Here is a 13,453-nt window from a genome sequence, read left to right on the forward strand (position 1 = left end):
GTGTTTCAGACCATCGCGACCGCCGCGATGATGGTGCTGATCGAAGATCCGCAGGGCGGCATCGACGTCAGCCGGTTCGTCACACTCTCGATGCCGGACCATAGCGAATCCGACGTGCTCACTGGCATTTTGCAGGTGTTTAACGAGGCGCCGGCCAACGCCGAACGATGCACATGGATGTGACTCGCACATGACATCCCGATTTTCATCAGCGGCTGCATGCGGCATGCCTGACGCTACCTCGCGGCTGGGACTGGCTTGCACATGGCGGGTTTCACAAAGAGTGCCATCTCGATCTCGCTCGTGCCAAGACCGCGGGCATGAAGATGAAACCGATTCATCTCGCCGAAGTGCTGGCGGCGGTGGACATTCCCGGCAAGATGACTTGCCCACCGTTCGCCGTGAAAAACCTCAGCTACGCCGGCCGGTGGGACGATGTGCCGTATCTTCCGACGTGCAATCGAACTACGCGAAGGGCGCGGCTACATTGCCGCGCTAGAAGAGCATCGGCGCACTCGCTTCGCGGCCAAATTTGCAAAGGCAGCGAATGACGCGGCGACATTGGCACCTTGGCTAAGCGTCGAGGCGGCGTGACGTGAAATCGGCGTATCTGGAGCAAGAACGGATCCGCTCCAGATACGCCGGTTACATCGTCACAACACCTCGAAATCGGTCAGCCGGTCGAGCAGCCATTCATCGCCGACGCGTCGGAACGAGACTATCTGGACCTTGGCTTCGCCGCTCGACGCCGAGACGAAGTTCAATGTTAATTGCAGCGCATTAAGTGCCGGCTTCGTTACCGCACCGATGCGGTTCAGGTCCACGCAGGCGGTCCGGTCATGATAACGCATGCCACCCATGGCGGTGAAATTGAGCGTGTCGTCGGGTGTGCCGTAGTTTCGCGGGGTGAGCCGGCGACTGTTCAGGCCCCGTAGCGCGGTGGCATCGGTCGCGCAGGCCAACGTCACGATGGTGGTCTCGATGAGCGGGCCGGCCGCCACGAGATCCTGGCGGATTGCCGGCGTCGCGGTGACGACCGACAATCGCCTGCGGACTGTGTCGATCTGCGCCGGTGTCGGGGTGGCGGATGTGGCGGCCTCAGGTCGGGAGGGGCTCGCCGCGCTGTTCGATCCCGTCACCCGCTTCAGCAGCTGTGCCAAGACGTTGTTTTGGGCTTGAGCCGCGCTCGCGCCGCCCGAAGCGACCGCCACCATCAGGATACCAGCCAGTCGTCGCATTTCATTCTCCTCGTTTTGGGTTAAAAGCGAAAGGCGTAGCTGCCGAGCGCGCGCACCGAGCCGTTGCCGACATACTGTCCGACGCCGAGACGGAAGCTGCTGCGCGGCCCGCCGCGAGCGAAACCGGTCGTCAGCATCAAGCGTCGCTGTCCCGCCAGGCTGGCGTCCGTTGTCGCATAGGTCAGCGACTGCGACGCGAGGTCGTAGCCGTTGCCGTAGGTCAGTCGGGCCGCACCCGCCTCGACCGTCAGCGGCTGGGCGATGCCGAAGCTCGCCATGCCGCCGAACAACGGTGCGCTCGCCTGGATTCCCAGACGCGAGCTGAGGATCGGCGTGGAGCCGGTCACCAACGACACGCTGTCGATCTTGAGGCGCGTGATGCCGAGCGAGCCGTAGCCTTCGATTGTCCAGTCATCGGCCAGCTCGAACGTTCGGTGCGCCTCGACCATCGCAGTCGTCGCGCCGCGGCCCAGGCGCAGCGCGCCCGAACCGGTCGGCATGCCCATCAGGGTGCCCTGCTCGTCGATCAGCGAAGCGCGCACCTCGGTGTGGCCCTTCGACCAGTTGAGCGTCGCGGCGTTGGCCGAAGAGCCAGCGTAGCGTCCGAAGGCGACCGTCACGCCGACCTTCGAACCGTCACCGAGGTAGCGGTCAACCCCGAAGCTGTTGCCAGCCTGCGGGACATAGGCGAGCACCCCGTCCGCGAAGGGTGCGAGACCCATCACGTCCGATTGCAGGTCGTCCGAGCCGTTCCAGCTTGCACGCACCCCGTAGCCGCCGGCGATGTAGTCGACGCGGCCGTTCGTGACGAACGAGCGCACGTCGCCCGGGCGGCCAGCGAACTGCTCGGTGGCGAAGCCGAAGCTGCCCGAGAGACCGCCGAGCGCGAAGCTCGTGCCGCCGCCCGGCGCCATCTGGTTGACCCGGCGACGCAGCCAGTGACCGTCGGTCACCTGCGGCTTGATGACCATGCCGGCAACCGATCCCGCATAGTCGCGTCCGTAGCTGTCGAGGACGGTGACGTTCGACAGCACCGCCTGCATCTGAGTCATATTGAAGGGACCCGGCACGACCATGACGGAGGTGTCGATGCTCGACTGCGTCATGCCGTTCGACAGCGTCGGGCTGATCGGCGAGAGCGCGCGCTCCGCATCGACCATGCCCATCCCGTAGACGGGATCCGGACCGGGTGCACCGATGTCGCGCGCGGTGTTCAGCAGGATCGACCCCGCCTGTTGGCCGGTCAGCTGCGGCCACTTGGACAGGATGTCCGCGGCGATCCCCGCCACCACCGGCGCGGCCGAACTCGTGCCGCCGAAGTTACCGACCGAACCGTCGACCAGCGTCGTGACGTTGGTACCGGGCGCGGTGAGCGTGCGGAGCATCATCGAGCCAGCTTGGTTCGAATAGCTTGCCAGACCGAACTGGCTGGTCAGCAGCGCGCCGTTCGACGCGACCACGAAGATAATCGAATCCGCGTTGGTGCCGTTGACGACCGAATAGTCGGCAGGGTTTCCGCCGCTTGCGGTCGGACCGCCATTGCCGGCGGACTGGACGACGAGGCCCTTCGCCTTGGTGGCGTAGTTGGTCAGTGCGGTGCCAAAGTTCGGATCACCGCCGCTGACCAGCGACATGTTCAGCACCTTGATGCCGTGGTCCGCCGCGAAGCCCATGGCCTCGTAGGCGTGCGTCAGCATCTTCTCACCAGTGTCGGTGTTGTAGTCGTCGACGCGCAGCACAGCGATGCGGGCATCCGGCGCGTAGCCCATGGTGCCGTCACCGTCGCGACGGGCCGCGATGATCGCGGCAACCGGCGTGCCATGTGTGGAGACGTCAACGCTGCCGAGCTCGTTGCGCTTGGTGCGCACCCCGCCAGTCGTGATGTAGCCAAAGTCCTTCGACAGGCTGGTGTCGATCTGGCCGGTGAAGGCCGAGAGCGAGGTGTTCACGCCATCGTCGATGACGCCGACGGTCACTCCCTGGCCCGAGAAACCGTGGTCCAGCGCATAGAGCGCGTTGACGAACTCGTTCGCGCCATAGTTGCGGCGGAACTCGACCGTGTCGTTGGCGGAACGGGTCGGCTGCTGGTTCGATGGCGTGATGGTGTAACCGGCGGGCGGCGGCACGGGCGCCGAATAGGTCGGCGGCGGCGAGGGCGTCGGAGTCGGAGTCGGGGTGGGAGTAGGTATCGGGATTGGCGTCGGCGTCGGCGTGGGAGTTGGCGCGGGTGTTGGAGTTGGAACTGGCGTCGGTGAGGGCGTGGGACTGGGTGCTGGCGCAGGCGTCGGCGTCGGCGTCGGCGTCGGCGTCGGCGTCGGTACAGGTATCGACGGGCCACCGCCACCCGCCGCCGGAATCGACCCGGCTGAGTTTACACCGCCGCCGCAGGCGCTGAGAGCGAAAGCTCCCGCGCCGGCCAGCAGAATTTGCAGCTTAGTTTTCGAAAAATCCCCCATCGCGTGCCCCCAAGACCGCGACGGCGTCGTCCAGACAGCCGGCGGCATCCTCGATAAACGGGGATGCCGGCCCTGAACCGGATGTTGGAAACCTGAAACGAGACAGGCGCGAACGCCTTTAGCGGGTGCCTGGACATACGCGTCCGCCACCCGGCCACAGAATGGGTCCTGCGACCTCGACCTCTCGGCCGGCTCTCGATTCGGGGTTTCCACGCCCCGGCTCACGGACGAAATCCGTGAGCCACCTCTCGCTATAGCTCAGGCGTTAACAAATCGCGACCATTTTCGACAGGTCGACGGCGTCAGCAAACCGCATGATATTTGTCAGGCGCCGAGGGGATCTTCCTGAAAGGAGTTTTCAATCGCTGGTTGAAAGCGCCCCTGAGGAACGCTGCCCGGAGCGCGACCAGATTGATAAGTTGTCAGCGGAGCGCCATTCTCAGCGGGCCTTGGGTCCGCCGGAACAGGCATTCTATATCTTCGTTTAAGCGTGTTCCACGAGGAGACGACCGATGGGTGAACTGACCGACAAGATCAAGGGCAATGTCAACGAGGCTATTGGCAAGGCCAAACAGAAATCCGCCGACCCCAAGAAGCGTGACGAAGGTGCTGCCCAGGAGCTGAAGGGCAAAGGCCAGGAACTGAAGGGCAAGATCAAGGGCGCCTTGGGCGACGATCTCTGATCCAGCACAAAAAGAGCAGCCGCTCCTAATGAGTGGCTGCTTTTTTGCGTCATTTTGCAGAACATTCGTTTAAATTCGTGATCTGTAGCTTCCCGATGTGTCTATCGCCGTTCATCTGCTGTTGCCCGAGCGTAGCCGCTGTTGCGACTCGCAGAGGGCATAGTCATGAACGTCGGACGTTTGGTATTGGATACGTGGCTGTCGCCATCTGCGGTTTCACTGTAACTTCAAGGAATCAACTGCGCATTAAAACTACCGATGTCGATACGCCTCATCATCGCGATTATCGCACTGATAGCTGTTCCGCTGGATCCGATTGGTCTACTCGCGCTTAACTTCGCGCTCGCTTATCAAGGGTAGCGAAATTTCCCAATGATTGCAGTGCCCATCTTCGCTATGTCGGGCGCACCATTCCCAAAATCGGGCGCATCTCAAACACCCTACCCCTTCCCGACCATCATAATTTCAAGAATGCTGTGCGACGGCGACGATGCCGCCCTACATAGTGCCCATGACCACGCTTATCGTCTGGCACGATGGTGCCTGCCCCCTCTGCGCCCGGGAAATCGCAGTAATGCGGCGGCTCGATCGCTGCGGCGCAATTCGCTTCATCGATGCCGCCGCCGAGGACACGGTCTGCCCGATTGACCGGGCCGCGCTGTTGGCGCGCTTTCACGCTTGCGAAGATGGGGCGATGCTGAGCGGGGCCGCCGCCTTCGCGGCGATGTGGCGCGCCATCCCGGTGCTGCGCCCGCTCGGGCTGGCTGCGCGCACTCCATGGGTGTTGAGGCTGCTGGAACGGGGCTACCAAGCCTTCTTGCGCATACGGCCGCGTTTGCAGCGCCTCGCCAGGACACGGTGGCCCGCATGACCGACAACACGGACGGACGGCGCGATGCAAAGGCGCGCGCGGTGCCGAGCGGTCGATTGTCGCGATTGGGCCAGTTCGGGCGGCTGGCGGGCGGAGTCGCGGGCGGCATGATCGCCGAGGGCGCGCGGCGGCTGGCCGAGGGCGAACGCCCGCAGATGCGCGACATGCTGCTGACCCCTGCCAATGTCGGCCGCATCGCCGACCGGCTGTCGCATTTGCGCGGGGCAGCGATGAAGCTTGGGCAGATGATTTCGATGGATGCCGGCGACATGTTGCCGCCCGAATTGGCCGACATCATGGCGCGGCTGCGCCAGAACGCCCACCGCATGCCGCCCCAGCAATTGCAGCAGGTGCTCGCCACGCAATGGGGCAAGGACTGGCGGACGCGCTTTGCCCGCTTCGAGGTAACACCGATCGCAGCCGCCTCGATCGGGCAGGTGCATCGTGCGCGCACCCGCGATGGCCGCGACCTAGCGATCAAGGTGCAATATCCCGGCGTGCGCGAAAGCATCGATGCCGATGTCGACAATGTCGCCACCTTGCTGCGCGTGTCGGGCCTGCTGCCGCGCGATCTCGACATCGCGCCGCTGCTCGCGGTCGCCAAAAGCCAGCTGCGCGAAGAGGCGGACTATTTGCGCGAAGGCGAACAGATGACGCTGTTCGGCGCGCTGCTCGCCACCGATGCCGACTATGTCGTTCCCGCGCTCGACCCCGCTTTCACCACGCAGCACGTGCTGGCGATGGACTTTGTCGAAGGCCAGCCGATCGAAACCCTGGCCGATGCCCCACCCGCCACGCGCAATCGCGTGATGGGTGCCTTCATCGCCTTGGTGCTGCGCGAGCTGTTCGAGTTTGGCGTGATGCAGACCGATCCGAATTTCGCCAATTATCGGTATCAACCGGCGACGGGTCGGTTGGTGCTCTTGGACTTTGGCGCGGCGCGCCCGGTTCCGGCGGCCATTTCAACGGGCTATCTGGATCTGCTGCGCGCCGCGATGGCGGGCGATCCCGATTCGGTCCGCGCGGCAGCGCTGGCCGCGGGCTTTGTCGGTGCGGGCGCGATCACCCACCACCGCGACTCGATTGACCGGATGATCGCGGTGGTGGTGGCCGAGATGCAGCGGACCGGCCCGTTCGACTTTGGCGACCGCGGCTTTGTCGAAGTGCTGCGCAACCAAGGGATGGAGGTCGCCGCCGATCGCGCCGCGTGGCACATCCCCCCGCCCGACATGCTGTTTGTCCAGCGCAAGATCAGCGGCACCGCGCTTTTGGCGGCACGGCTCAAAGCACAAATCGACGTCGGGGCGATGCTGGAGCGCTACCTCGCGCCCAACGGGCGATCCGCAAACTCAGTCGGGTGGAAATTCAAGACCGGCCAAAGCTTGTCGCGTGCCTGCGGCCGTCGCGCGCGAGCGCGTCGCTATCGTCTCACGCGATAGCGTGCGATGACGGGAGCGACCCGTTGGTTACGCCTGGACGCAGGCCTCGGTGCGTGACCGAGAGCAGCTTTGTCGCCAAAGTAAATCCCTTTTTTCCCCAATCTCATCATCCATTTTTGTTATGGAAAGTGCTTTTTTTAGGTGTAATGATGAAATGTGGTTTTACGAGCAGTATCCTCGATCCATACATCTAACCGGCGCAATTGTCGGCTTGAATCTGTTGTACGTTTTTCATGTCGCCATCGGACACGTCACAACAGCGACAACGCCCCGGGCGCGGATGTGCATTTGCACAATATTGCTGCAGTGCAAGAGAGACCGCTTTGGTCGACTCGCTTTTATTGCGGTGAAATTGCTTCCGTCGACCGCGCGGATCGCCATGTGATCCGTGCGCCGCCGTTCCTTGTTGCGAAGAACGGGTTTCAGAGAACAAGTTCGCCACGACCAGCGGGGTAGGTATGTTGAAACAGATTTATATCGTGGACGACGATGAGCCAGTGCGCAAGTCGCTGCAATCCTTGCTCAACATGCGTTCCGAATTCATCATTCGCACCTTCAGCTCGGGCGACGAATTCCTGGCGGCGGCGCAAACCCTCGAACCCGGCGTCGTGCTGCTGGATGTGCACATGACGGGCGCGTCCGGGATGGACGTGTTGACGGCGATCAGCGCGCGCGATTTGCCGCTGATTTGCGTCATCATCACCGGGCATGGCAATATCAGCATGGCGGTCGAGGCGATGAAAGCGGGCGCGATCGATTTTCTGGAAAAGCCGTATGATCACGGGTCGCTGATCAACACCATCGAACGCGCTTATGATCGCCTGCAAAAGGTCGGGGCGGACGCCGCGCGTGTCCTCGCCGCACAACAATCGATCGCGCGCCTTGCTCCACGCGAGGTCGACGTCTTGATGGGTTTGATCGCGGGGAAGGTCAACAAAGTGATCGCGCACGAACTCGACATCAGCCCGCGCACGGTCGAGGTTTACCGCGCCAATTTGATGACCAAGCTCCATGTCCGGTCGCTACCCGATGCGCTGCGCATCGCGTTTGCTGCCGGGCTGGTGGATTGATCAAGCTGCACTGTGGTGGAGCTTCAGTCCGCGGCGGCAGCGGTGACACTGCGTGCGGCTCTCCGTGCGGTGTCGTCTTTTTCAGACAGGCGCTCCACTATTCGCCCCAATAACCGTTCCGATATGGTGTATGGTGCCCGGCATCATGGGCTGTGAGCGAACGGTGATGAACGGTGCGCGGGAATCGGACAAGCCAGCGGATGACGATCATGCGGTCGCGCGCGCCATCTTGGCCATTGTTCCGTTTCCGATGATGATCGTCGACGATCGCGGCATTCTGCAGTCGTCCAACCAACATGCCGAGATGTTGTTCGGCCTTGAGGGCAGGATCGCCCCGGGCCGCAATATCAGCGACTTGATACCGCAACTGTATCATCACATTTGCGATAAGACCGTTGCGGATTATGCCGCCAGCGTGGACGGCGAACGGATCGCGCAAAGTCGCGTGTTCATCGCGCGCCATCGCGACGGTTATGACATTCCGGTGGCGGGCCTCGTCAGCGAAGTGGTGATCGACGGGCAACGGGTATTTGCCTGTTCCTTGCAGACCCTTTCGGACTGGCTTGGCACCGGTGCCCCAACCGCGCATCTGGACGACGGGGAGGCGAACGCGATTGGATCGGAGCATATCGCGGCACTGCTGGTGCATGAGCTGAACCAACCGATGACCGCGATGACCAATTTTCTGGCCGCCGCGCAAATCGCCCTGATGGCGGGCTCCGCGCCCGAAACGATCACCGGCTTCGTCAAGGATGCCAGCGCGCAATCCCTACGCGCGCGCGACCTGCTGCAACGCCTCCGCACCATCTTCGCGAGCTGAATCCACGATCGCAACCGTCAAGAGCGCATCGGCACCGCGCGGAGCGACGGCCGTGCGAGCCCGCCCAGTTCCCGCCCACCGGTCGCGATCAGGGCTTTGGCCTTGCCGGCGGGCATGCCCTTGCCGAACAGATAGCCCTGGCCAAAATCGCACCCCCAATCGGACAGATGTGCCCATTGGCTCATCTCTTCAATGCCCTCGGCAGTGATCGCAAGATCAAGGCTTTTCCCGAGTGTGATCATGGCGCGCACGATCCCCTCGTTCTTGCTGCCGTGGTCGAGCCCGCGCAGGAATGACCGGTCGATCTTGATCTTGTCGAACTTGAATTCGCGCAGATGGTTCAAACTGGCATAGCCGGTCCCGAAATCATCGAGCGCAACGCGGATGCCGTTCTTTTGCAGACGACTGAGCACTTTCTTGGTCGTACCAAAGTCGGTGATCAGGGCATTTTCGGTGATTTCCACCTCGATCCGCTGCGGCGCGATGCCATAGCGATCCAGGATAGCAACCAGCTTCGATGCGATCTGCGGATCGCGCAATTGGCTTGGTGCCAAGTTGATCGAGAAGGTCAGCGTCTCCGGCCATTCCTGAACCTCGCGGCAAACCCGTTCCAACAGCCGATAGGTCAAATCCGTCAGCACGCCGATTTCATCCGCTACTGGAATGAACACGTCGGGCATGACGACCCCGCAATGCGGATGAATCCACCGCGCCAGCACCTCGAACCCGACGAGCCGTCCGCCATCGATCGCAACTAGCGGCTGATAATAAGGCACAATTTCGCCCGCGCTCACCGCGCGCCGGACATCGGCATGCATCATGGCGCGCGCCTGAACATTGTCTTCGATCGCCGGATCGAAGAATCGATAGCGTCCGTCGCCGCCCGTCTTGGCTTGATACATGGCAAGATCGGCCGCGCGCAGCAGCGCCGCCGGGCTGGTGCCATCGTGCGGGAAGAGCGCGATGCCGATCGCCGCGCCGACCTCGACCACCGCATCTTCGAGTTGGATCGGGCGGGAAATGATGACGCTGAGCAACTGGGCAACGCGCGCGGCATGGCTGCGATCGGTCGAAGAGGGGAACACCACGGCAAATTCGTCGCCGCCAAGGCGCGCAACCGTACCCAGTTGGTCGCGATGGGCCATGAAACGTTGCGCGAGTTCACTGAGCACGACGTCGCCGGCATCATGCCCATAAACGTCGTTCACCGGCTTGAAGCGATCGAGATCGATCATCAACACGGCGGCAGGATGGTCCGCATTGGCGGTGACGCGGCCCAGCATCTCGGTAAAGAACCGGCGATTGGGCAGCCCCGTCAACGCGTCGTGCCGCGCCAACCGCTCGGCGCGCGCTTGTGCCTCAAGCGTGCGCTCATGCTCCGCCTCGATCAAACGGGCCTGGGCGCGGAACACATCCAGCGCCCGCACCATCGCGCCGATCTCGTCGCGGCGTTCGCCGCCGACCAGCACGACGTCGGTTTTGCCCGCCGCCAGCGCGCTCAGCGACTTGGTGATATCGACCAGCGGCCGCACCACCCGACGGTGGATGAAGATCTGGATCAGGAAGCGCGCCAGGATACCAATCGCCGAAAACGACAAGACGAACACCGCGACAAAATGCGCTGCCTCGGTTGCGGTCTGGCCGGATTGATCGGCATTGGCGCGAAACTGATCGGCCAAAGCATCGGCCTGACGGTCGAAATCGAGATATTTGGCTTCCAGCTCGCGGCGGAACAGGCCGAGCGCATCCGCAGCATGCCCAGCCCCGATCGCGGCGACCATGCGCTGTTGCGTCTTTTGATAGGCCGCCCAGTCCTTCTCCATCTTATCGACCATCGGTCTGAGCGGACCGGGCGGCGTCAGGCCACATAACCGCGAGAGTTCGGCGGTCAGCGCGCGGCTGCGCGTGGCCAGCAATGCGCGGGCAGCCGCGCCGTTCTCCAGCAGCAACGATGCCTGGGCGACACGATTTTCGGAAATAAGATCCGCGACTTCCATCACCGACGAGACGCGGCGGATGTCCTGAACATTCTGCTGCATCGCCAGGCTGGTCTGATGCATTCCGCCAACGACCAGCGCCGCGACTGCAAAAAACAGCGCGGCACCGAGCACCTGCAGCCTTGCAATCCTGGTTCCGATATTGGTCATGCTCATATCCCGCGCGGTGACACGGCGCGCGACGGCGACGCAGCCATGCGCAAGGTTCCGGGCCAGATCCCTAACCTTCATCATAGAGGATTTGCGGGAGAGGCCGTCGTTCGGTGGTCGTGCGACCATCATCTCTTGGGATGGCTGCCGCCCCCGCAAACGCGCAGTGGCGATTCCGCCTACACTGGCGGCCTGGCGAATTTGGCGACCGCGCGGACGCGCAATCCCGCCCTTTTCCCGCTGCCTAATCCGTGCCGCTGCGAAGAGCCAAGCGCCCAATTTGCACAGGACGCCGCCAAGATCGCCGCAAACATCCTATAATTCCTACGAAACGAACGATTGCTTCCTTTCCCCGCCCATCCCGGAGAGTTCAATGCGCTTTCTCGACAATATGAAAATCGCCCAAAAGATCATTTCACTGCTTGTCTTTCTGGGTTTGATCACCGCCGTCATCGCCTATCTCGGCGCTTCTTCTGTCACGCATACGAATACGAGCTACACCAATCTCGCCGAACACGACCTGCAGGTTCCGGCATTGCTCACCCGCGTCAATCGCCGCGCCGTCACGATGGATCTCATCGCGTATCAAGCGATGATCTATGATGCGTCGACGCCGACAGCAAAGGCCGCCGCTAGCAAGCAGGAGGAATCCTATAAAGCAGCGCTCGATTACCTGCGCCAGGCAAAGGAAACGCTGCCCCGCTACACGGCTGAATTTTCCCAGTTCGAAGATCGCCTAAATCAAATGCATGCCTTGACCGACAAGGCCACCAAGCTCGGCGCGCTCAATAAAAATGCCGAAGCAGCGGCGTTGCTGCGGCCGGCCGATGAGATGCTCGAGCCATTGGCAAAGGATATTTCGGCGTTCAACGACCGCTTGATCGCCGACGGCAAGAAGCAAACCGCTCAGTTGAATGCAAATGCGGCGTCGACGACGATGACGCTCACGATCGTGAGCATTCTCGGCATCGCGATTGGCATCGGCCTCAGCCTGGTGGTCGCACGCAAGGGCATTACCGGCCCGCTCGCCCGCCTGCAGCAGACGATGGCGACGCTCGCCGCCGGAAATAATGCGGTCGAGATTCCCTTTGCCGATCGTACCGATGAAGTTGGCACCATGGCCGACACCGTGCGCGTGTTCCGCGACGCGGCGCTGGAACTGGAAGCCGCGCAGATGGCCAAGGCCCAGGAAGACGCGACGCAGCAGATGGTCGTCGCAACCGTCGGCGAAAATCTCGGCGCACTGGCCGCAGGCGATCTGACCGCCACGATCAATGCCGATTTCCCTGGCAACTATGCCGAACTCAAGACCAACTTCAACGCCGCCACCGCAGCGTTGCGCGGTCTCATCGGCGGGGTCGTGGAAAGCACCTCGGCGATCGGCACCGGTTCGACCGAAATCGCGCAGGCGTCGGAAGATCTCGCACGCCGGACCGAAGGCAATGCTGCCAGCCTGGAAGAAACCTCCGCCGCGATCACCCAGATCGACGGTCGCCTGAAGGCGAGCGCCGATGCGGCCGGGCGCACCGTTGCCCGTGCCGACGGCGCGATCGCCACCGTCTCGGGCGGTCGTGAAATCGCCGATGAAGCGGTGCAGGCCATGGGCCGCGTGTCCGAAAGCGCCAAGGGCATCGACAGCGTGATCGAAGGCCTCGACAAGATCGCGTTCCAGACGCGCGTTCTGGCGATGAACGCGGCCGTGGAAGCGGGCCGTGCAGGCGACGCCGGTCGCGGCTTCGCGGTCGTCGCCGATCTCGTCTCGGCCCTGGCAATGCGCGCCGAAGAAGAGGCCAAGCGCGCCCGCGACCAGTTGACCGTCACGCAGAGCGAAATCCTGTCCGCGGTCGGCGCGGTGCAGAAGGTCGATGGCGCGCTGGTCAACATCGCCGGTGACGTTGGCGAAGTGCACAAGCTGCTGGGCGACATGGCCGCCGACAACCAGGCCCAGGCCGCCGCGATCTCGCAGATCAGCGTTGCCGTCGGCAGCATGGATCGCGCGACGCAGCAGAACGCCGCGATGGTCGAGCAGACCTCGGCTGCCGCCCGCAACCTGACCACCGAGGTCAGCTCGCTGTCGCAGCAGACCGCCCGCTTCGACATTGGCGGCAACGCCGCGGCCCGCCCTGTGGCCCGGCCCGCTGCAAAGCCCCGCGCCGCAGCACCCGCCCGGAAGGAAAAGGCCCCTGCCTATACGTCGCCGGTGAAGGCGCTTGAGTCGGTCAATGGGGAGGATTGGGCCAGCTTCTGAGCCCATCCGACCCAAATAAAAGGGGCACCGCAGATCTTCTGCGGTGCCCCTTTTTGTGTCTGGGCGACGGGAGCGGCGGGAGGGTCAGTTCACCAGAGCGGGCGCGCGCAGCCCCTCCATGATCGTGCGGTTCAAATCGATCAGCGTCTCGATCTTCTCCCGGCCCATCATCACCTCGGTGGTGAAGCGATCCACGAACAGCGCCAGCGAAATGATCTGCGCGCGCAATGTCTCGGGCAGCGCATTGCCGGGCGCGGCGCAATCGCTGGCAAAGGTGCACCACATCTCGCGATTGCGGTGCAGCGGCTGGATCAGCGCCCCGCCCGACAGGCGCGCGGCCTGCGCATCCATCAGTTCGCCGGTAATCTGGCTCAGCAGGCGGGCCTCGGCCGCGCGCGGCGTTTCGGCGCGGCTCCGGGCGCTTTGATAAGCATGCAGTGACATGAAATCTCCTCTTACGGTTCTGTTATCATTCTAGGCG

General features: G+C 63.1%; 11 protein-coding genes. 7 read left to right on the forward strand and 4 right to left on the reverse strand.

The features are described 5' to 3' along the window. Complete coding sequence (locus ON00_RS07750; RefSeq protein WP_010404649.1) at nt 1-183, forward strand: hypothetical protein; 183 nt, start codon at nt 1-3, stop codon at nt 181-183. Nucleotides 184-653: 470 nt separating this feature from the next. Here the strand turns inward: ON00_RS07750 and ON00_RS20550 are convergent, their stop codons facing one another. Beyond that, nucleotides 654-1,238 carry a hypothetical protein gene (locus ON00_RS20550; RefSeq protein WP_154651299.1) on the reverse strand — a complete coding sequence of 195 codons (585 nt, stop codon included), beginning with the start codon at nt 1,236-1,238 and terminating at the stop codon, nt 654-656. 20 nt (nt 1,239-1,258) lie between these two features. Continuing rightward, complete coding sequence (locus tag ON00_RS07765) at nt 1,259-3,364, reverse strand: S8 family peptidase (protein ID WP_010404651.1); 2,106 nt, start codon at nt 3,362-3,364, stop codon at nt 1,259-1,261. 842 nt (nt 3,365-4,206) lie between these two features. On the opposite strand from ON00_RS07765, the gene ON00_RS07770 reads away from it, so the two are divergent. From ON00_RS07770 to ON00_RS07790, 5 genes are all read left to right on the forward strand, one after another. Beyond that, nucleotides 4,207-4,377: a CsbD family protein gene (locus ON00_RS07770; RefSeq protein WP_010404653.1), complete on the forward strand. Its 171-nt coding sequence runs from the start codon at nt 4,207-4,209 to the stop codon at nt 4,375-4,377. 511 nt (nt 4,378-4,888) lie between these two features. Continuing rightward, nucleotides 4,889-5,248, forward strand: coding sequence for a thiol-disulfide oxidoreductase DCC family protein (locus tag ON00_RS07775; protein ID WP_029622532.1), 360 nt, complete (start codon nt 4,889-4,891; stop codon nt 5,246-5,248). After that, nucleotides 5,245-6,687: an ABC1 kinase family protein gene (locus ON00_RS07780; RefSeq protein WP_010404656.1), complete on the forward strand. Its 1,443-nt coding sequence runs from the start codon at nt 5,245-5,247 to the stop codon at nt 6,685-6,687. Before ON00_RS07775 ends, ON00_RS07780 begins: the two co-directional genes overlap by 4 nt. A 458-nt stretch (nt 6,688-7,145) precedes the next feature. Beyond that, complete coding sequence (locus tag ON00_RS07785) at nt 7,146-7,757, forward strand: response regulator transcription factor (RefSeq protein ID WP_010404657.1); 612 nt, start codon at nt 7,146-7,148, stop codon at nt 7,755-7,757. A 130-nt stretch (nt 7,758-7,887) separates the two neighbouring features. Further along, nucleotides 7,888-8,577 (forward strand): PAS domain S-box protein, encoded by a 690-nt coding sequence (locus ON00_RS07790; RefSeq protein WP_010404658.1) that lies wholly within the window; start codon nt 7,888-7,890, stop codon nt 8,575-8,577. 17 nt (nt 8,578-8,594) lie between these two features. Here ON00_RS07790 and ON00_RS19820 read toward each other — a convergent pair whose 3' ends face one another. Beyond that, on the reverse strand, nt 8,595-10,724 hold the full coding sequence (locus ON00_RS19820) for a putative bifunctional diguanylate cyclase/phosphodiesterase (protein WP_169313330.1): 2,130 nt from the start codon (nt 10,722-10,724) through the stop codon (nt 8,595-8,597). A 373-nt stretch (nt 10,725-11,097) separates the two neighbouring features. Here ON00_RS19820 and ON00_RS07800 point away from each other — a divergent pair, with 373 nt between their 5' ends. Beyond that, nucleotides 11,098-12,972 (forward strand): methyl-accepting chemotaxis protein, encoded by a 1,875-nt coding sequence (locus ON00_RS07800; RefSeq protein ID WP_010404660.1) that lies wholly within the window; start codon nt 11,098-11,100, stop codon nt 12,970-12,972. Nucleotides 12,973-13,056: 84 nt separating this feature from the next. On the opposite strand, the gene flaF is transcribed toward ON00_RS07800, so the two are convergent. Next, a complete protein-coding gene (gene flaF / locus ON00_RS07805; RefSeq protein ID WP_010404661.1) occupies nt 13,057-13,416 on the reverse strand; it encodes a flagellar biosynthesis regulator FlaF in 360 nt (119 codons plus the stop codon). Between the last annotated feature and the right edge of the window lie 37 nt (nt 13,417-13,453).

Origin of the sequence: Sphingomonas echinoides ATCC 14820, from assembly GCF_000241465.1 — a bacterium.
GTDB lineage: Bacteria > Pseudomonadota > Alphaproteobacteria > Sphingomonadales > Sphingomonadaceae > Sphingomonas > Sphingomonas echinoides.